The following is a 16,850-nucleotide window of genomic DNA, read 5'->3' as shown; positions in this document are numbered from 1 at the left end:
ACCGGGCAGGACTTTGCCTGGACAGGGGGCGGCTCCGGTGCTAACGGGCAGCCCTCATCCGTGTGGAATGCTTGCGGGACCATGATGAAGACCCTGTCCTTTACGCGCGCCGGTCTTGGCCTGTCGGGACTTCGGCTGTCCGGACTTCGGCTGGGGGCTGCCGCGCTGCCGCTGTGCCTGGCCCTGCCTGCCCTTGCCGCCGATCCGGCAGGACTGCCGGGGGGACAGCCGGGGGGACAGCCAGGGGGACAGATCGAGGAGGTGGTGGTCACGGCCCGGCAGCGGGCCGAGGACCCGCAGCGCGTGCCGGTGTCGCTGAGCGTCATCGGCGCGCAGCGGCTGGAGCGGGCGCAGATCGACGGCATCACCGGCCTGGCGGCCCATGCGCCCGGCCTGGCTGTCAGCGACCCGTTCGGCCGCTTCAACCCGGCCCCGGCCATGCGCGGCCTGACCCAGCCGGGCACGGGGGACGAGCCCTCCGTCGGGTTCTTCCTGGACGGCGTCTATGTCACCGGCCGCAGCTCCATCAACCTGTTCCTCAACGATCTGGAGCGGGTGGAGGTGCTGAAGGGGCCGCAGAACGCCCTGTTCGGCCGCAACAGCTTCGGCGGCGCCGTCAACCTCATCACCCGCAAGCCGGGCGAGGCGGTGGAGGGCTATCTGGAGGGCACGCTGGGCAGCAAGGATCTGCGCGAGGTGCAGGCCGGCGTCTCCGGCCCGCTGGTGCCGGGCAAGCTGGCGGCGCGGGTCAGCCTGTCGGTCAAGGATTACGGCGGCTTCTATGACAATGCCGCCGGCACCGATCCGGAGATCGGCTCGGAGAAGTCCAGCGCCGGGGCCGTGACCCTGCGCGCCACCCCCACCGACCGGCTGGAGGCGCTGCTGCGCGTCTCCTATGCCGAGGACCGCGACGGCCAGCCCAAGGGCTATTACCTCGCCACCAACTGCCAGCCGCGGCTGGCGGGCGGGCTGCCCACCGGCGCCTTCAGCCAGTATTGCGGCGAGATCCCGCAGTCCAGCGGCCCCTTCGCCGCCAATGCCCAGGCCACCGGCTTCACGCGCGACGCCTGGCGCACGGCGCTGACCGTCCATTATGAGCTGGACGCGGTGACGCTGACCGGCATCAGCGCCGCCAACTGGGAAACCAACGAATTCAACCGCGACGACGATTATTCCGCCGCCCTGATCGCCCGCGCCGGACAGCAGACCGTGCGCAAGGATTTCAGCCAGGAGATCCGCCTGACCTCCGCCGACCGGGGGCAGGCGCTGACCTGGCTGGCCGGCGCCAGCTGGTACCGCTTCGACAATGAGACCGAGCGGCGCAACCAGCTCTATTATCTGGGGCAGACCACGCCCGGCGGCGCCCGCACCGCCGCGGTGACGGAAAGCTGGGCCGCCTATGGCTCGGCCAGCCTGCGCCTGCCGCTGGACCTGACGGCCACGGCCGATCTGCGCTGGCAGCGTGACGACAAGAGCTTCGCCAGCAGCGCGCTCAACGCCCAGGGCCGGCCCATCGTGCTGGACGACGACTGGACCATGCTGACCCCGCGCCTGTCGCTGGCTTGGCAGGCGCTGGACAGCGTCATGGCCTATGCCAGCGTGGCCAAGGGCGCCAAGAGCGGCGGCTTCAACGAGATGGCCAGCATCTTCGACGATGAGCGCAGCTTCGACCCGGAACGCAACTGGACCTATGAGCTGGGCAGCAAGACCAGCTGGCTGGACGGGCGGCTGACGGCCAACGCCACCCTGTTCTGGGTGGAGTGGAAGAACCAGCAGGTGGTGGCGGCCAGCGCCGCCGGCAGCGTCAACAATTTCTACACCAACAATGCCGGCCGCAGCCGCTCCAAGGGGCTGGAACTGGACCTCCAGGCCCGGCCGCTGGACGGGCTGACGCTGGGGGCGGGCTATACCCTGACCGACGCCCGCTTCGTGGATTATGCCGACCCGGATTACCGCGACATCCCGGCCTTCGCCCCCGATGGCCGCATCGACGGCAAGGTGCTGCCGCGCCAGAGCCGGCACCAGCTGGCCGCCAGCGCCGAATACCAGGCGCCGCTGCCTGGCGGGGCCAGCGGTCTCGACGGGTTCGTCGGCGGCGAATGGCTGTGGCAGAGCCGGCAATATACCGAGAACAGCAACCTGTCCTGGATCGGCGACATCCACACGGTCAATCTGTGGACCGGCATCGACACGGGCCGCCTGCGCCTGACGCTGCGGGTGAAGAACCTGCTGGACGACCGCACCCCGCCGGTGGCGGTGCGCTTCTCCCAGCCGACCCCGGCCGGATACCAGCGCGCCTGGCTGGCCACGCCCGGCGACGGCCGCACCTGGAGCGTCAGCGCGCGGGCCAGCTTCTGACCCCGCGCCGCCGCTGAACGCCAGGGGCGGCGGTCAGGCCAGCAGATTGACGCCGGACACCCGCCCCTGGTCCCGCTGCATGGTGCCGAGGGCGGCGGTCAGCCGCTGCAACAGATCCTGGTCGTTGTTCTGCCGCGCCCCGGCGATGCCGTCCTGAAGGGCCTGCATGAAATTCATCGGCGCCGTGTCCGCGGTGCCGGCCGTGGGGCTGTCGACGGGCATGCCGTTGATGGTCATGCTGACGAAGGTCGTGCTGGCGTCGAAACTCATCTCGCCGCTGCGCAGCTTGCTGTTGACCCAGTCCATCAGCCCCTTGCGCGTCATCTGGGTGAAATCGGTGGTCTTCACCCCGCCATCCTGCGCCGTGGCACCGGCGTCAGCGGCCGCCGGTGCGGCCGTGCCCGTGCCTGTGGCGGTGGACGCCGTGCCCGAGGACGCCGTGGCGTCGGCCGCTGCGACATTGCTCATGCGGCTCCAATAGCTCGCATAGGAATTGACCCCGGAAATCGCCATGATATCCCACCATGCTGCGTTGCTCCCCGGTGCCGGTGAAGCAAGCATCGTGCCGGACGGCGACAGGATATTTCCGGCGTTTCGGCCGGGGCCTTGCATCTTCTTGTATTTTTGCCGGCGGGACCGGCGCTGCCCCGGGAATATTCTGCCGGGTCCCGGGCAAATCATGCCGGGCAGCGGCGTGCTGCGGCTTGCCAGCGGGCAGCGGCGGCGGCAAGGATGACCCATCGCCCAGGAGATCCCTGCCCATGCCCGTGAAACGGTCCGTCCTCATCGCCGGCCACCCCACCAGCGTGACCCTGGAGCCGGAATTCTGGGACGCGTTGAAGGCGCTGGCGCTGGCCGAGGGCACCACCATCAACGCCCTGGTCGAACGCATCGACGCGGCGCGCAGCGGCAACCTGTCCAGCGCCATCCGCGTCTGGGTGCTGGGCCGGGCGCGGGCCGGGGCGCTGGGCGCCCCTGGGGTATGACCGGCGCTGGGCGCCCCTGGTGTCCGGACGCTGTCAGCGCTTGAACCAGGCCTCGGCGCTGGCGCGGCTGGTCTGCTTGGCGGCGATGGTCTCCCGCACGCGCAGGATCTCCGCCTCCATGGCGGCGATATATTCCTCCAGCTCGCCGATGGAGAGCAGGGAGAGGTCGCGCGGCTTCGGCTTTTCCTTGCGCGGCAGCAGTTCGTCGAGATCGATGGCCATGGGAACCTTCCGGGCAGGCTTGGCGTCGGCCGCCATTGTGCGGTAGGACCGGACGGCGGGCAACCACGCCCGACAGGACCGCCCAGGGGGAGCCAAAGGCCATGACACTGCCGGAGACCATGCGCGCCGTCGAGATCCGCAGCCCCGGCGGGCCGGAGGTGCTGACCCCGGTCCGGCGGCCCCTGCCGCAGCCGGGCGCGGGCGAGCTGCTGATCCGGGTGGCGGCGGCCGGCGTCAACCGGCCCGACGTGTTCCAGCGTCAGGGCACCTATCCGCCGCCGCCCGGCGCCAGCGACCTGCCGGGGCTGGAGGTGGCGGGCACGGTGGCGGCGCTGGGCGCGGGCGTGCAGGGCTGGGCCGTGGGCGATCCCGTCTGCGCCCTGCTGGCCGGCGGCGGCTATGCCGAATACGCCGCGGCCCCGGCGCCGCAATGCCTGCCGGTGCCGGCGGGGCTGAGCCTGGAGGAGGCGGCGGCGCTGCCGGAAACCTGCTTCACCGTCTGGACCAATGTGGTCGAGCGCGGCGGCCTGCGTGCCGGCGACTCGTTCCTGGTGCATGGCGGCACCAGCGGCATCGGCAGCACGGCCATCCAGCTGGCCAAGGCCCGCGGCGCCACCGTCTTCGCCACGGCCGGCGGGCCGGAGAAGGTGGAGGCCTGCCGCCGCTTCGGCGCCGACCATGCCATCGACTACCGCGCCGAGGATTTCGTCGCCGTGGTCAAGCAGGCCACCGGCGGCCGCGGCGTCGATGTCATCCTGGACATGGTGGGCGGCGACTATGTCGCCCGCAACATCGAGGCCCTGGCCGTGGAGGGGCGGCATGTCTCCATCGCCTTCCTGCAGGGGGCCAAGGTGGCGCTGAACCTGATGCCGGTCATGCTGAAACGGCTGACGCTGACCGGCTCCACCCTGCGCGCCCGCAGCGTGGCGCAGAAGGGCGCGCTGGCCGAGGCGCTGCGGCGCGAGGTCTGGCCCCTGATCGAACAGGGCCGGCTGCGGCCGCATATCCATGCCCGTTTCCCGCTGGAGCAGGCGGCGGCGGCCCATGCGCTGATGGAGTCCAGCAGCCATGTGGGCAAGATCGTGCTGACGCTGTGAGCGGCGGCGCAAAGGCGGGCCGTGCTTGCGAAAAGCCGTGACTTGTATCGGCCGGGGACGGTATAGCTGAAGGCCTGTGTCACACCGACCGGTCGGCTGTGCGGGGCCCAACGACCCGCGCGCACGGCCGGTTATTGCGTTTTCGTGCTGTTGCTATGGATGCCGGCCCCGTGCCGGGTGCCTTGAGGAGGAAGCATGGCTCTGCCCCTGATGCCGAAGGCGACTGCCGTCTGGCTGGTCGAGAACACCGGTCTGAGCTTCGAGCAGATCGCCGACTTCTGCGGCATGCATGAGCTGGAAGTCCAGGCCATCGCCGATGGCGAGGTGGCCGTGGGCATGGTCGGCCGCGACCCGGTGGCCGGCGGCGAACTGACCCTTGCGGACATCGAGAAGGCCGCCAAGAATCCCAACGTCAAGCTGACGCTGCGCGAGCACGACCTGCCGCAGCCGGTGGCCCGCGCCAAGGGACCGCGCTACACCCCGGTGACCAAGCGCGGCGACAAGCCCGACGCCGTGGCCTGGCTGCTGAAGCAGTATCCCGAGCTGTCCGACGCCCAGCTGTGCAAGCTGATCGGCACCACCAAGCCGACCATCGCCGCCGTGCGCGACAAGACCCACTGGAACCTGGCCAACATCAAGCCGCGCAACCCGGTGCTGCTGGGGCTGTGCACCCAGCGCGAGCTGGAGGCGGCCCTGGAGAAGGCCCGCAAGAACCGTGGCGCCGACCCGGCGGTGGCCCAGCCGGTTTCCATGCTGATCGAGGCGGCGGACGTCAATCGTCCCCCGGTGCTGGAGGATGAGGACGAGGAGTAATCCCCGCCCTCCGTTTCCGGCCGGCCCGGACGAAAGGTCCGGGCGAAAGGCCAGGACGAAAACGGCGTGTCCCGCGGGGGACACGCCGTTGCTGTTCGGGTGGTTGCGTTCTTCTGTGAACGCGATTTTTGTGATCGCGCCCTTTTTTGATCGCGTCCTGTTGTGGTCGCGTCCTGTTGTGATCGTCCTGCGACGATCGGGGTTTGGCGGCCAGTCCGGCACCGGTCCGTTTTCTAGCGATCTGGTATCCGCCGGTCTGGTATCCGCTGATCTGGTGCTGCCGTGCGGGACCCCGTGGCCGGGGGCCCCGCTGCGGCAGCCGGCACCGGCGTCAGTGCATCAGCCGGTCCATTTCCTCCTTCACGCGCAGCTTTTCGAGTTTCAACCGTTTCAGGATCGTCGAGTCTGGACAGGGACGCCGGGCTTCCGCCTGCACAGCGGCGTCGAGCGATTGGTGCTTGCTGCGGAGCGCTTCCAGGCGTGCAGGAAACTGCATGACATTCCCTCCTTCAGTTGAGAAAAACGGCGGATGTCGGGATGCTGCAAGGTGGAATGGTATCGGCCCATGGCCGCTGCCGGTCGCATCTGCGGGGCACGCAGGGGCGGGGCCGCGCCGTCGGCAGGTCCATACCACCGGGCATCGCTGCCTGCCGGTCATGCCGGCCTGGAGGCCTGCACAGCGGCGGAACAGGGGTACCTTGACTGTATATGGTGTCCGACGGGGCTGATGACAGCTGCGGCATGGGCGCACGGCCCGCCCGCCTGTGCCAGGTCCCGCTTGGGTGCCGTTCCGCCTGTCCTGTGTCCCTGATCCCCGGAGCCTCCCTTTCATGGGAGATGGTCCGGGGGCGCGATCCTGATGACCGGTGCCGCGGGGAGCCTGGGGGCAGGAACCGCACGGCCGGCTTTCATCGGGGAGTGGACGGGCCAGCGTGGCAGCGCTACATCACCTCCATGGCTAGACCGATCCAGACCCCGGCAGAACCTGATCCGAAGAAACCGCGCCTGATCGTGGGGATCAGTGGTGCCTCCGGCATCATCTACGGCATCCGCCTTCTGGAAACTCTACGCCCGCTCGGCATCGAGTCCCACCTCGTAATGAGCAGATCTGCCGAGGTGACCCTTGCGCATGAGACACGGCTGAAGGTTGCCCAGGTCAACGAACTGGCAGATGTGGTCTACAGCCCACAAGATATTGGGGCTTCAATTTCCAGTGGTAGCTTCCACACGCTAGGGATGGTGGTGGTCCCCTGTTCCATGCGCAGCCTGTCGGAGATCGCCACCGGCGTCACCAGCAGCCTGTTGACCCGTGCCGCCGACGTGGTGCTGAAGGAGCGGCGGCGGCTGGTGCTGATGGTGCGGGAGACGCCGCTGCATCTGGGGCATCTGCGCTCCATGGTGGCGGTGACGGAGATGGGGGCGGTGGTCTATCCGCCGGTGCCCGCCTTCTATGCCCAGCCCCAGAACCTGGACGAGATGATCGACCATACGGTGGGCCGCATGCTGGACCTGTTCGGTATCGAGACCGGCCGCGTCCGCCGCTGGACCGGGACGCCGGACCCGGCCTGACACCGGCCTGACACCGGCCTGACAGCGCCCAGGCTGCGGCCCGCCGCTTGAGCGCGCACGGCAACCGGCGGCTGCGGCGTGCCTGAACATCGCCACAGTGTGGCGCGGAACAAGCGCCGGGACCGTTCCGTTGCTGGCTCATTGCCGGGGTCGGGGCCGCCGATGCGGCCGGCCCCCTGACGAGCCACCATCGACGGAGCTGACATGACCATCCAGACCACGATCCGACGCGCCGCCCTGGCGGCCCTGGTTGCGGCGGCCCCCCTGGCCCTGGCCGCCTGCGACAGCCAGGGGCCGGCCGAGCAGGCCGGCGAGAAGATCGACAATGCCACCGAGCGCACCGGCGAGGCGCTGGAGCGCGCCGGCGAGAAGCTGGAGGACAGCGCCGAGCGGACCGGCAACGCCGCGGAGAATGGCTGGGACCACAGCAAGGAGGGGGCGGCCGATGCGGCGGCGGACGCCCAGGAGGAGGCGGCCGAAGCCGCCGCCGATGCCGAGGCCGCGGCCGAGCGCGCCGAGGAAAGCCGCGAGCGGGGCCGCTGATCCGGCCGGCCGATCCGGGCCGCTGACATGACCGGACTGGAAAGGGCCGCTCCCCCGGGGGAGCGGCCCTGGCCGATTGCGGGAACTCCCGCCCGTCGGAACATGGCGGGTCAGCCTGCCAGGCGACCCGCCATCCGCATCACCACACCTTGCACTGCGTTTCCTTGACCATGGCCTGGCCGGGCTTGCAGTTGAAGGCCTTGGCGAACTCCGGCATGTTCGACAGCACGCCGTTGACGCGGTAGCGGCCCAGGCTGTGCGGGTCGGTCAGGGCGCGCAGACGCGCCGCTTCCGGCCGGATCGACGAGCACCAGACATTCGCATAGCCGTAGAAGAAGCGCTGGGTCGGGGTCAGCCCATCCTGCGCCTTGTCCATGGCCGTGTCGCCCAGACGCTTGCGCAGGGCGGCCAGTGCCAGACTGACGCCGCCATTGTCGGCGGTGTTCTCGCCCAGGGTCAGCTTGCCGTTGAGCTTGACCTCGCCATCGGCGACATAGTTGCCGTACTGGTCGACCAGGCACTGGGCCCGCTCCTCGAAGCGCTTGGCATCGGCCTCGGTCCACCAGTTCTTCAGATTGCCCTTGGCATCGAAGTTGCGGCCCTCATCGTCGAAGCCATGGGTCATCTCATGGCCGATGACCGCGCCGATGGCGCCGTAATTGGTGGCGTCGTCGGCTTTGAAGTCGAAGAAGGGCGGCTGCAGGATGCCGGCCGGGAAGTTGATGTTGTTCTGGCTGGGATCGTAATAGGCGTTGACCGTGGGCGGGGTCATGAACCACTCGTCCGGGTCCACCTTCTTGCCGATCTTGCCGACCTGGTAGCTGTACTCGAAGCCGGCCGAGCGCACGGCGTTGCCCAGCATGTCGCCGCGCTTCACCTCCAGCGCGCTGTAGTCGCGCCAGGTCTCGGGATAGCCGACCTTGCGCGCCATGGCCTTCAGCTTTTCCAGCGCCTTGGCCTTGGTTTCCGGGCTCATCCAGTCGAGCTTCTGGATGTCCTCGGCATAGGCCGCATCCAGATCGTCCAGCATGGCCATCATGCGCTGCTTGTGCTCGGGGCCGAAGGCCACCTCGGCATAGTGCTTGCCGAGATCCTCGCCCAGGGCGCTGTCGGTGGCATCGACGCAGCGCTTCCAGCGCGGACGCAGTTCCTTGGCGCCGGACAGGGTCTTGCCGTAGAAGCTGAAATTCTCCTGCACGAAGGCGTCGGGCAGCCAGGGGGCCGCGGCGCGCAGGGCCTGCCAGGTGAAGTAGGTCTTCAGCGTGGCGAGGTCGGTCTGCTGCAGCACCGCGTCCAGGCTGGTGAAGAAGCCGGGATCGTTGACGTTCAGCGTGCCCGTGGCCGGCGCGCCGACGGTCTTGACATAGCCGGCCAGATCCAGGACCGGATGGTCCTTGATGAAGCCATCGATGGTGCCGGGATTGTTCAGCTTCGACGGGTCGCGGCGCTCGACGCGGCCCAGCGCGCCTTTGGCCAGCGCCGTCTCGAAGGCCATGACGGCATCGGCCTTGGCCTTGGCGGCATCGGCCTTGTCGCCGGCCAGCGCGAACATGCGGGCCACATGCTTGACATAGGCGTCCCGCGTGGACTTCGAGCGCTCGTCGTCCTTCAGGTACATGTCGCGGTCGGGCAGGCCCATGCCGCCCTGGTCGAAGGCCGCGATGGTGTCCTCGGCGCTGCTGAAGCTCTGCTGCGGGCCGAAGCCGAACAGGACATTGACTCCGGCCAGATGCAGGTCGGCCACGGTCTTGCCCAGGTCCTTCTTGTCCTTCACCGCATTGATGCGGGACAGCACCGGCTTCAGCGGGGCCAGACCCGCGGCCTCGATCCCCTTCTCATCCATGCAGGCGGCGTAGAAGTCGCCGATCCGGCGCGTGGCCGGGGTCGGGCTGGCGGCAGCCTTGTCCAGGATCTCGTGCAGGATCTTCTTATTGTTCTCTTCCAGCTGGTCGAAGGTGCCGTTGCGCGAGCGGTCGGCGGGAATCGGGTTCTCCTTGATCCACGGGCCGCAGGCATGGAGGAAGAAATCCTCGCACGGGCTGACAGCGGGATCGACCGCCGGGGCGGCGGCCGGGGCCTTGACCTTCGGCGTGGCGGCCGTCTGGGCCACCTGGGTGGTGTCGGCCGCCAGCGCGCTGCCCGTCAGCAGCGCCAGCGTGAACGCCGCGACACCGGCGGCACGGAGACTCTGGATCATAAACAACCCTCACAGGACAAAGGGGGTGCGGGATAGGGGAATGAAAGGGCGGGAGGCCGCTTGGACCCCCCGCCAGTGTACCGTTTTACCAGACCTTGCACTGCTGCTGCCGGACCATGGCCTGGCCGGGCTTGCAATTGAAGGCCTTGGCGAACTCCGGCATGTTGCTGACCACGCCGTTGACGCGGTAGCGGCCCAGGCTGTGCGGATCGGTCAGGGCGCGCAGGCGTGCCGCTTCCGGCCGCAGGGCCGAGCACCAGATGTTGGCATAGCCGTAGAAGAAGCGCTGTTCGGCCGTGAGGCCGCCGATCTTCTCCGACATCTTCTTGGCGCCCAGATGCTTGCGCAGGGCGGCCAGGGCGATGCGGATGCCGCCATTGTCGGCGGTGTTCTCGCCCAGGGTCAGCTTGCCGTTGAGCTTGACGTCGCCGTCGGCGACATAGCCGCCATACTGGTCGACCAGGCACTGGGCCCGCTGCTCGAAGCCCTTGCCGTCGGCTTCGGTCCACCAGTCCTTGAGATTGCCCTGGCCATCGAACTTGCGGCCCTGATCGTCGAAGCCGTGGGTGATCTCATGGCCGATGACCGCGCCGATGCCGCCATAGTTGAAGGCGTCGTCGGCCTGGAAGTCGAAGAAGGGCGGCTGCAGGATGCCGGCCGGGAAGTTGATGCTGTTCAGGGCCGGCGAGTAATAGGCGTTCACCGTCGGCGGGGTCATGCCCCATTCCTTGCGGTCCACCTTCTTGCCGATCCGGCTGAGATCGTCGAGGTGGTCGAACTCGGCGGCGCGGGTGGCGTTGCCCAGCAGGTCGTCGCGCGTCACCGTCAGGGTGGAATAATCCTTCCACGCGTCGGGATAGCCGATCTTGTTGGAGATAGCCGTGAGCTTGGCCCGGGCCTTGGCCTGGGTCTCCTTGCTCATCCAGTCCAGCTTGCCGATCTGGTCGTTGAAGGCCGACAGGATGTCGCCGACCATGGTCAGCATGCGCTGCTTGTGCTCCGGCCCGAAGGCGGCCTCGACATAGTATTTGCCGAGATCCTCGCCCAGGGCGCGGTCCGTGGCCTCGACACAGCGCTTCCAGCGCGGGCGCAGCTCCTTGGCGCCGGACAGGGTCTTGCCGTAGAAGGCGAAATTCTCCTGCACGAAGGCGTCGGACAGCCAGGGGGCGGCGGAACGCAGGGCGTGCCAGGAGAGATAGACCTTGAGATCGTCCAGCGAGGCGCCGGCCAGGACCGTCTCCAGCCCCGTGAAGAAGGCGGGGTTGTTGACGTTCATGCGCTCGAAGGCGGGGGCGCCCACATCCTTGACATAGGCGGCCCAGTCCAGCCCCGGCGCCAGCTTGGCGAAGTCGGCGAAGCTGGAGGGGTTGTTGCGCTTCAGCGGGTCGCGCCGTTCGGTGCGGGTCATGGAGATGCCGGCCAGCTTCGTCTCCAGCGCCATCACCGTGTCGGCCTTGGCCTTGGCGGCATCGACCGTGTCGCCGGCCAGCGCGAACATGCGGGCGATATGGGCCACATACTTGGCTCGCTGGTCCTTCGACTTCTCGTCATCCTTGAAATAGAAGTCGCGGTCGGGCAGGCCCAGGCCGCCCTGGTCGGCCACGGCGATGGTATCGGTGGCGTCCTGGAAGCTCTGCATGCGGCCGAAGCCGAACAGGGCATTGACGCCCATGCGGTGCAGCCCGGCCACCAGCGGGGCCAGCGCCGTCTTGTCGTTCAGCGCGGCGATGCGGTCCAGCGTCGGCTTCAGCGGCGCGATGCCCTTGGCCTCCACCGCCTTCTCATCCATGCAGGCGGCATAGAAGTCGGCGATCTTCTGGGTCTCCGGCTTCGGGCTGGCCACCGCCTTGTCCAGAATGTCGTGCAGGATGTCCTTGTTGCGCTGCTCCAGCATCTGGAAGTTGCCCCAGCGGGACTCGTCGTCCGGGATGGGGTTCTGCTGCAGCCAGGGGCCGCAGGCATGCAGGAAGAAGTCGTCGCACGGGCTGACGTTCGGATCGACCGCCGGCGCGCCCACGGCCGGGGCGCCCTTGGCCGGGGCAGCGACTTTCGGCATGGCGGACGTCTGGGCGACCTGGGTCGGCGCGGCGGCAGCGGCGCCGGCCAGGGTCAGGGCCAGGCCGAGCACGCCAAGGCAGGTGGAGGCCTTGAGGCCTTTCATATTCGTGTCTCCCGCGTTTCTTGCGTAATCCCGAAACGGAAGGTCCGGACGCCGCCCACCCCAGGGACGGCCCCGGACCTCCCGCACAACCATGGACATCAGCAGGTTTGCCAAGGCCGGAACCTGTCCGGCCCGACCTGGACAAACCTGCCCGGGGTGATCCGCGGGAACCCTAGCACGGCCTTAATCACAGGCCCGAACTGCGGATTGTAAACCGCTTGTAACAGAGGGGGCGTCCGGCAGCAGCAGCCGCAGGTTGGCATCCATGGCCACATCGGGCGGGGTGGTGGGGCGACGTGCCGCGGGCAGGTCCGCCAGCAGCAGCACCAGCTGCACCCGTTCGGCCTCCAGTTCGGCGGCCTTGATGCGGTCGCGCAGGGCCTCGGTCGCGGGACTCGGCGCGGGGGAGGGGCCGGTCTTCAGCCGCCGGCGCAGGGTGCGCAGGGGCAGAACCACGCTGTCGCGCCATCCGGCAATGGCGGCGCGGGCCTGGTCCAGGTCGGTCCGGGTCAGGCGGTGACCATGGACCCGGCCCAGCCAGATGGCCCAGAGCAGGAGGGGGACATCCTGGCCGTGGGTGTCCTGGGCGGTCAGGCAGGCATCGGCCACACCGGGGCGGGCATAGACCGACAGGCAGAAGGACCAGAGGTCCGGGGAGGAGGCCCCCCCGGACACTGGCTGCACAGAAGGCGCCGGATCAGGCCGGATCGCCGACATAGATGCCCAGACCGCGGGCGGTCTGCACCAGCGTGCCGTTGACATCGACGGCGGCGTAGTTGGCGATGGCATCCTCGATGGGAATGTCGATGATCTGGCGGTTCGACCAGGCCAGCAGCCGGTCAGACTTGCCTTCGGCCAGCAAATCCACGGCCTTGACGCCGAAGGCCGAGGCCAGCAGCCGGTCACGGTAGCTGGGCGGGCAGCCGCGCTGCACATGGCCGAGCACGGTGACGCGGGTCTCGGCCCCGGTCGCGTCGGCGATCAGGTGGCCGATATAGTTGCCGATGCCGCCATGGCGCTTCTGGCCGTCCGAGAATTCCTTCTGCGGGATGGTGCCCTCGGCGGTCTTCACCGCTTCGGAGACCACGACCAGGGCGAAGTTGCGGCCGGTCTGCTGGACCTTGCGGATCTTCTCGGCGATGCCGTCCACCGACCAGGAGATCTCCGGCAGCAGGATGACGTCGGCGCCGCCGGCGATGCCGGCGGACAGGGCGATGTGGCCGGCGTCACGGCCCATCACCTCCAGCACCATGACGCGGTCATGGCTGGCGGCGGTCGGCTGCAGGCGGTCCAGCGCCTCCGTGGCCACGGCCACGGCGGTGTCGAAGCCGACCGAGGTCTCGGTCACGCCCAGGTCATTGTCGATGGTCTTGGGGATGCCCACCAGATTGATGCCGCCGATCTGCGCCAGCTTGCGCAGGATGGCCATGCTGCCGTCGCCGCCGATGCCGATGATGCTGTCGACGCCCAGCTCGCGCAGGCCGCCGATGATCTCAGCGCTACGATCTTTCTTCGTGCCATCGGCCATCGGGTAGGCGAAGGGATCGCCCTTGTTGGTGGTGCCCAGGACGGTGCCGCCCTGCCGCATCATCGTGCCGTCGACTTTGGTCACATCCAGGGTCTGGTATCGGACCGGGCGGTGCAGCAGCCCCGCCGTTCCATCCTCCAGCCCGACCACTTCCCAGCCATAGTGGCTGGCCCGGTGGACCGCCGCACGAATTACGGCGTTGAGACCGGCGCAGTCGCCGCCACTGGTCAGAATTCCGATACGCTTCTCGCCAGCCATGTCAGCCTATCCATTGGTCAAGGGGCGTTACCCGGTAACGGGCGCGCGCAGTCTGCAAGAAATAATGCTACCTTTCAACGTGCCCGCCCGCCGCAGGCAGGACAACCGAAAAATCGGCGCGCCGCCCGCCGCAGCCGCATGCCGTGGTTTTAAGGACGCTTGGATTTATGGTATGGAAGCGCCCCTGATGCCGGCGTTCAGAGCGTACAGGACCAATGACCGATCAACAGGTGCTCAAGGAAAAGCTCGCGGCGCTGCGTCTGGAGCACCGCGACCTGGACGATGTGATCTCCCGCCTGCAGGGGCAGTTCCCCGTGGATCAGTTGCAGATCCAGCGGCTGAAGAAGCGCAAGCTGCTGCTGAAGGACATGATCGCCCGCATCGAAAGCGAGATGGTGCCGGACATCATTGCGTAATTCCCTTCCCCGGCCGCCGGCCCTGACCAGCCGGCCCTGACCAGCCGGCCCTGACCAGCCGGCCCTGACCAGCCGGCCCTGACCAGCCGGCGGTCCCGGCCGCAGCGCCTGTGGCCCCGGAGCCGGGCGCCGTGCCGCAAACGCGGCGAGGGTGTGCAATCGCCGCGGTTGCGCCATCCCGGTCCCCGCCTATAATCCGGCGCTTTCCGCAGCCGGGCCGCCTGGCCCGCCAAGCCGCCCCGACGGGGCCAGGGGAGCATGCCGTGACCGCCGCAGACCAGGGTCCGCCCGTGGGCATCATCATGGGCAGCCAGTCCGACTGGGCCACCATGAAACACGCCGCCGACACGCTGGCGGCCCTGCAGGTGCCGTTCGAGGCCCGCATCGTCTCCGCCCACCGCACGCCCCAGCGCCTGTACGACTATGCCACCGGGGCCAAGGGCCGCGGGCTGAAGGTCATCATCGCCGGGGCCGGCGGTGCCGCGCATCTGCCGGGCATGGCCGCTGCCATGACCACGCTGCCGGTGTTCGGCGTGCCGGTGGAAAGCCACGCCCTGCGCGGCGTGGACAGCCTGCATTCCATCGTGCAGATGCCGGGGGGCGTGCCGGTGGGCACGCTGGCCATCGGCAAGGCCGGCGCCATCAACGCCGCCCTGCTGGCCGCCGCCGTGCTGGCGCTCAACGATCCGGCGCTGGATGCGCGGCTGGTGGCCTGGCGGACGGCGCAGACCGCCGCCGTGGCCGAGATCCCCGTGGACGAGTCGAAGTAGGAACGCCCCCATGACCGCCCTGCCTCCCGGGTCCACCATCGGCATGCTGGGTGCCGGACAGCTGGGCCGCATGACCGCCCTGGCCGCCGCCCGGCTGGGCTACCGGCTGCATGTGTTCTCGCCGGAGGGGCGGGACAGTTCCTGCGGCCAGGTCTGTGCCGCGGTCACCAGCGCCGACTGGCACGATCAGACGGCGCTGGCCCGCTTCGCCGCCGCCGTCGATGTGGTGACGCTGGAGTGGGAGAATGTGCCCACCGACACCGTGGCCTTCCTGGCGGAAAGGGTGCCGGTGCATCCCGGCGCCGGCGTGCTGGCCGTGGCCCAGGACCGGCTGCGGGAGAAGAGTTTCGCCAATGCCCAGGGCCTGCGCACGGCGCCCTTCCGCCCGGTGCGCAGCGCCGCGGATCTGCGGGCGGCCGTGGCCGACCTCGGCACCCCCGCCATCCTGAAATCCACCCGCCTGGGCTATGACGGCAAGGGGCAGGTGCGCATCCAGCCGGACACCGACCTGGAGCGGGCCTGGGCCGATCTGTGCGGGTCCAGCCCGGCCGGGGTCGAGGGCATCCTGGAAGGGTTCGTCACCTTCGCCTGCGAGGTGTCGGTCATCGTGGCCCGCCGGGCCGACGGTGCCATGGTCAGCTATCCGCCGGTGGAGAACCGGCACAAGGCCGGCATCCTGGACGTGACCCTGGCCCCGGCCACGCTCGACGCCGCCGTGGCCGCCGAGGCGCGGCGCGTGGCCGAGCGCCTGACCCAGGCGCTGGACGTGGTCGGGCTGCTGGCGGTGGAGATGTTCGTCACCCCCGACGGGGCCGTGCTGGTCAACGAGATGGCGCCGCGGCCTCACAATTCCGGCCATTGGTCCCTCGATTTCTGCGAGACCAGCCAGTTCGAACAGCTGGTGCGCGCCGTCTGCGGCCTGCCGCTGGGGCCGACCGGCATCACCGAACCCTGCGCCATGACCAACCTCATCGGCAGCGATGTGGAGGCCTGGCCGGCACTGATGGCCGAACCCGGCGCCCGGCTGCATCTCTATGGCAAGGGCGAGGGCCGCCCCGGCCGCAAGATGGGCCATGTCACCCGGCCGCTGACGATCCCGGGCTGAGCGGAAGGCGCGCGCTGACGCACAGGCCGGCGCGCACCGGCCTTGACGGGCGGCCATTACATGCGCATATTCGCATGTATGAAGACGGAAAGCTCCCCCACCATGCCGCCGGACATGCAGGACCGCGCCGAGGAGGCGTCGGCCTTCCTGCGCTCCATGGCCAGCCCGCACCGGCTGATGTTCCTCTGCCTGCTGCGCGAGGGCGAACTGCCCGTGGGCGAGCTGGCGGCCCGCACCGGCATCAGCCAGACCGTGGCCTCCCAGCATCTGGCCCGGCTGCGCTCCGAGGGGCTGGTGGCCACCCGGCGCGAGGGGACCAGCATCATCTACCGGCTGGCCTCCGACCGGGTCCACCGTTTCATCGGCATGATGTACGAGCTGTTCTGCGCGCCGGAGGAGACGCCATGACCGGTTTCACCCCCCTGTCCGCCCTGGGCGGCGGCGCCCTGATCGGTCTGGCCGCCGTGGTGCTGATGGCGGCCCATGGCCGCATCGCCGGCATCAGCGGCATCGCCTCGGGGGCGCTGGACCCGCGCACGGCCCGCGGCGAGCGGGGCTGGCGCCTGGCCTTCCTGCTGGGTCTGCTGGCGGCGCCGCTGGCGCTGGTGGCATCCGGGCGGGTGGCGGTGCCGCCGCCGGCGGTGGGGACCACCGGCCTGATCGTCGCCGGGCTGCTGGTGGGCTTCGGCACGCTGATGGGCAATGGCTGCACCAGCGGCCATGGCGTCTGCGGCCTGGCGCGGCTGTCGCCGCGGTCGCTGGCGGCCACGCTGACCTTCATGGCGGCGGCGGGGCTGACCCTGTTCCTTGTCCGTCACGGGGTGTGA

General features: G+C 69.3%; 18 protein-coding genes. 11 read left to right on the top strand and 7 right to left on the bottom strand.

The window, feature by feature from the left end; translation table 11 throughout:
• The first annotated feature begins 81 nt into the window (after positions 1 to 81).
• A complete protein-coding gene (locus DK368_RS13930; protein ID WP_114394561.1) occupies positions 82 to 2,358 on the top strand; it encodes a TonB-dependent receptor in 2,277 nt (758 codons plus the stop codon).
• A gap of 33 nt (positions 2,359 to 2,391) precedes the next feature.
• Here DK368_RS13930 and DK368_RS13925 read toward each other — a convergent pair whose 3' ends face one another.
• Positions 2,392 to 2,871 carry a hypothetical protein gene (locus DK368_RS13925; RefSeq protein ID WP_114394560.1) on the bottom strand — a complete coding sequence of 160 codons (480 nt, stop codon included), beginning with the start codon at positions 2,869 to 2,871 and terminating at the stop codon, positions 2,392 to 2,394.
• Positions 2,872 to 3,119: 248 nt separating this feature from the next.
• On the opposite strand from DK368_RS13925, the gene DK368_RS13920 reads away from it, so the two are divergent.
• Positions 3,120 to 3,344 (top strand): ribbon-helix-helix domain-containing protein, encoded by a 225-nt coding sequence (locus tag DK368_RS13920; protein ID WP_114394559.1) that lies wholly within the window; start codon positions 3,120 to 3,122, stop codon positions 3,342 to 3,344.
• Between the two features lie 33 nt (positions 3,345 to 3,377).
• On the opposite strand, the gene DK368_RS13915 is transcribed toward DK368_RS13920, so the two are convergent.
• Positions 3,378 to 3,566: a DUF1192 domain-containing protein gene (locus tag DK368_RS13915; RefSeq protein ID WP_114394558.1), complete on the bottom strand. Its 189-nt coding sequence runs from the start codon at positions 3,564 to 3,566 to the stop codon at positions 3,378 to 3,380.
• A gap of 101 nt (positions 3,567 to 3,667) precedes the next feature.
• Between DK368_RS13915 and DK368_RS13910 the strand changes: the two genes are divergently transcribed.
• Positions 3,668 to 4,663: an NAD(P)H-quinone oxidoreductase gene (locus tag DK368_RS13910; RefSeq protein ID WP_114394557.1), complete on the top strand. Its 996-nt coding sequence runs from the start codon at positions 3,668 to 3,670 to the stop codon at positions 4,661 to 4,663.
• 195 nt (positions 4,664 to 4,858) lie between these two features.
• Complete coding sequence (locus tag DK368_RS13905; protein ID WP_114394556.1) at positions 4,859 to 5,476, top strand: DUF1013 domain-containing protein; 618 nt, start codon at positions 4,859 to 4,861, stop codon at positions 5,474 to 5,476.
• Positions 5,477 to 5,807: 331 nt separating this feature from the next.
• On the opposite strand, the gene DK368_RS13900 is transcribed toward DK368_RS13905, so the two are convergent.
• The gene (locus DK368_RS13900; RefSeq protein ID WP_114394555.1) at positions 5,808 to 5,972 is read right to left on the bottom strand and encodes a YdcH family protein; all 165 of its coding nucleotides are present in this window, start codon (positions 5,970 to 5,972) and stop codon (positions 5,808 to 5,810) included.
• Positions 5,973 to 6,430: 458 nt separating this feature from the next.
• Here DK368_RS13900 and DK368_RS13895 point away from each other — a divergent pair, with 458 nt between their 5' ends.
• Together DK368_RS13895 and DK368_RS13890 are read left to right on the top strand one after the other, a co-directional pair.
• Positions 6,431 to 7,045, top strand: a complete 615-nt coding sequence (locus tag DK368_RS13895) for a UbiX family flavin prenyltransferase (protein WP_114394622.1) — start codon at positions 6,431 to 6,433, stop codon at positions 7,043 to 7,045.
• A 204-nt stretch (positions 7,046 to 7,249) separates the two neighbouring features.
• Positions 7,250 to 7,588, top strand: coding sequence for a hypothetical protein (locus DK368_RS13890; protein ID WP_205028229.1), 339 nt, complete (start codon positions 7,250 to 7,252; stop codon positions 7,586 to 7,588).
• A 139-nt stretch (positions 7,589 to 7,727) separates the two neighbouring features.
• Here DK368_RS13890 and DK368_RS13885 read toward each other — a convergent pair whose 3' ends face one another.
• The 4 genes from DK368_RS13885 to DK368_RS13870 all read right to left on the bottom strand — a co-directional run bounded on the left by DK368_RS13885 (position 7,728) and on the right by DK368_RS13870 (position 13,732).
• Positions 7,728 to 9,785 (bottom strand): M13 family metallopeptidase, encoded by a 2,058-nt coding sequence (locus tag DK368_RS13885; protein ID WP_114394554.1) that lies wholly within the window; start codon positions 9,783 to 9,785, stop codon positions 7,728 to 7,730.
• 85 nt (positions 9,786 to 9,870) lie between these two features.
• Positions 9,871 to 11,946 carry a M13 family metallopeptidase gene (locus DK368_RS13880; RefSeq protein WP_114394553.1) on the bottom strand — a complete coding sequence of 692 codons (2,076 nt, stop codon included), beginning with the start codon at positions 11,944 to 11,946 and terminating at the stop codon, positions 9,871 to 9,873.
• Positions 11,947 to 12,129: 183 nt separating this feature from the next.
• Entirely contained in the window at positions 12,130 to 12,621 is a 492-nt protein-coding gene (locus tag DK368_RS13875; RefSeq protein ID WP_240002494.1) for a TIGR02444 family protein, read from the bottom strand.
• Between the two features lie 22 nt (positions 12,622 to 12,643).
• Positions 12,644 to 13,732, bottom strand: a complete 1,089-nt coding sequence (locus DK368_RS13870) for an ATP-dependent 6-phosphofructokinase (protein WP_114394551.1) — start codon at positions 13,730 to 13,732, stop codon at positions 12,644 to 12,646.
• 215 nt (positions 13,733 to 13,947) lie between these two features.
• Here DK368_RS13870 and DK368_RS13865 point away from each other — a divergent pair, with 215 nt between their 5' ends.
• From DK368_RS13865 to DK368_RS13845, 5 genes are all read left to right on the top strand, one after another.
• A complete protein-coding gene (locus tag DK368_RS13865; RefSeq protein WP_114394550.1) occupies positions 13,948 to 14,148 on the top strand; it encodes a YdcH family protein in 201 nt (66 codons plus the stop codon).
• Positions 14,149 to 14,450: 302 nt separating this feature from the next.
• Positions 14,451 to 14,918 carry a 5-(carboxyamino)imidazole ribonucleotide mutase gene (gene purE, locus DK368_RS13860; RefSeq protein ID WP_114394620.1) on the top strand — a complete coding sequence of 156 codons (468 nt, stop codon included), beginning with the start codon at positions 14,451 to 14,453 and terminating at the stop codon, positions 14,916 to 14,918.
• Positions 14,919 to 14,928: 10 nt separating this feature from the next.
• The gene (locus DK368_RS13855; protein WP_114394549.1) at positions 14,929 to 16,023 is read left to right on the top strand and encodes a 5-(carboxyamino)imidazole ribonucleotide synthase; all 1,095 of its coding nucleotides are present in this window, start codon (positions 14,929 to 14,931) and stop codon (positions 16,021 to 16,023) included.
• A gap of 78 nt (positions 16,024 to 16,101) precedes the next feature.
• Positions 16,102 to 16,431 (top strand): ArsR/SmtB family transcription factor, encoded by a 330-nt coding sequence (locus DK368_RS13850; protein WP_205028227.1) that lies wholly within the window; start codon positions 16,102 to 16,104, stop codon positions 16,429 to 16,431.
• Positions 16,428 to 16,850 carry a YeeE/YedE family protein gene (locus tag DK368_RS13845; protein WP_114394547.1) on the top strand — a complete coding sequence of 141 codons (423 nt, stop codon included), beginning with the start codon at positions 16,428 to 16,430 and terminating at the stop codon, positions 16,848 to 16,850. The genes DK368_RS13850 and DK368_RS13845 overlap by 4 nt, the downstream gene beginning before the upstream one ends.

Origin of the sequence: Oleisolibacter albus, from assembly GCF_003336875.1 — a bacterium.
Classification (GTDB): Bacteria; Pseudomonadota; Alphaproteobacteria; order Azospirillales; family Azospirillaceae; genus Niveispirillum; species Niveispirillum album.
This window is presented reverse-complemented; position numbering and strand designations above follow the sequence as displayed.

Excerpts from the sequence above, each read along its gene's own strand:
- DK368_RS13930 (WP_114394561.1), top strand. The coding sequence starts at position 82 with ATGATGAAGACCCTGTCCTTTACGCGCGCCGGTCTTGGCCTGTCGGGA.
- DK368_RS13925 (WP_114394560.1), bottom strand. The coding sequence starts at position 2,871 with ATGGCGATTTCCGGGGTCAATTCCTATGCGAGCTATTGGAGCCGCATG.
- DK368_RS13920 (WP_114394559.1), top strand. The coding sequence starts at position 3,120 with ATGCCCGTGAAACGGTCCGTCCTCATCGCCGGCCACCCCACCAGCGTG.
- DK368_RS13915 (WP_114394558.1), bottom strand. The coding sequence starts at position 3,566 with ATGGCCATCGATCTCGACGAACTGCTGCCGCGCAAGGAAAAGCCGAAG.
- DK368_RS13910 (WP_114394557.1), top strand. The coding sequence starts at position 3,668 with ATGACACTGCCGGAGACCATGCGCGCCGTCGAGATCCGCAGCCCCGGC.
- DK368_RS13905 (WP_114394556.1), top strand. The coding sequence starts at position 4,859 with ATGGCTCTGCCCCTGATGCCGAAGGCGACTGCCGTCTGGCTGGTCGAG.
- DK368_RS13900 (WP_114394555.1), bottom strand. The coding sequence starts at position 5,972 with ATGCAGTTTCCTGCACGCCTGGAAGCGCTCCGCAGCAAGCACCAATCG.
- DK368_RS13895 (WP_114394622.1), top strand. The coding sequence starts at position 6,431 with ATGGCTAGACCGATCCAGACCCCGGCAGAACCTGATCCGAAGAAACCG.
- DK368_RS13890 (WP_205028229.1), top strand. The coding sequence starts at position 7,250 with ATGACCATCCAGACCACGATCCGACGCGCCGCCCTGGCGGCCCTGGTT.
- DK368_RS13885 (WP_114394554.1), bottom strand. The coding sequence starts at position 9,785 with ATGATCCAGAGTCTCCGTGCCGCCGGTGTCGCGGCGTTCACGCTGGCG.
- DK368_RS13880 (WP_114394553.1), bottom strand. The coding sequence starts at position 11,946 with ATGAAAGGCCTCAAGGCCTCCACCTGCCTTGGCGTGCTCGGCCTGGCC.
- DK368_RS13870 (WP_114394551.1), bottom strand. The coding sequence starts at position 13,732 with ATGGCTGGCGAGAAGCGTATCGGAATTCTGACCAGTGGCGGCGACTGC.
- DK368_RS13865 (WP_114394550.1), top strand. The coding sequence starts at position 13,948 with ATGACCGATCAACAGGTGCTCAAGGAAAAGCTCGCGGCGCTGCGTCTG.
- purE (WP_114394620.1), top strand. The coding sequence starts at position 14,451 with ATGGGCAGCCAGTCCGACTGGGCCACCATGAAACACGCCGCCGACACG.
- DK368_RS13855 (WP_114394549.1), top strand. The coding sequence starts at position 14,929 with ATGACCGCCCTGCCTCCCGGGTCCACCATCGGCATGCTGGGTGCCGGA.
- DK368_RS13850 (WP_205028227.1), top strand. The coding sequence starts at position 16,102 with ATGAAGACGGAAAGCTCCCCCACCATGCCGCCGGACATGCAGGACCGC.
- DK368_RS13845 (WP_114394547.1), top strand. The coding sequence starts at position 16,428 with ATGACCGGTTTCACCCCCCTGTCCGCCCTGGGCGGCGGCGCCCTGATC.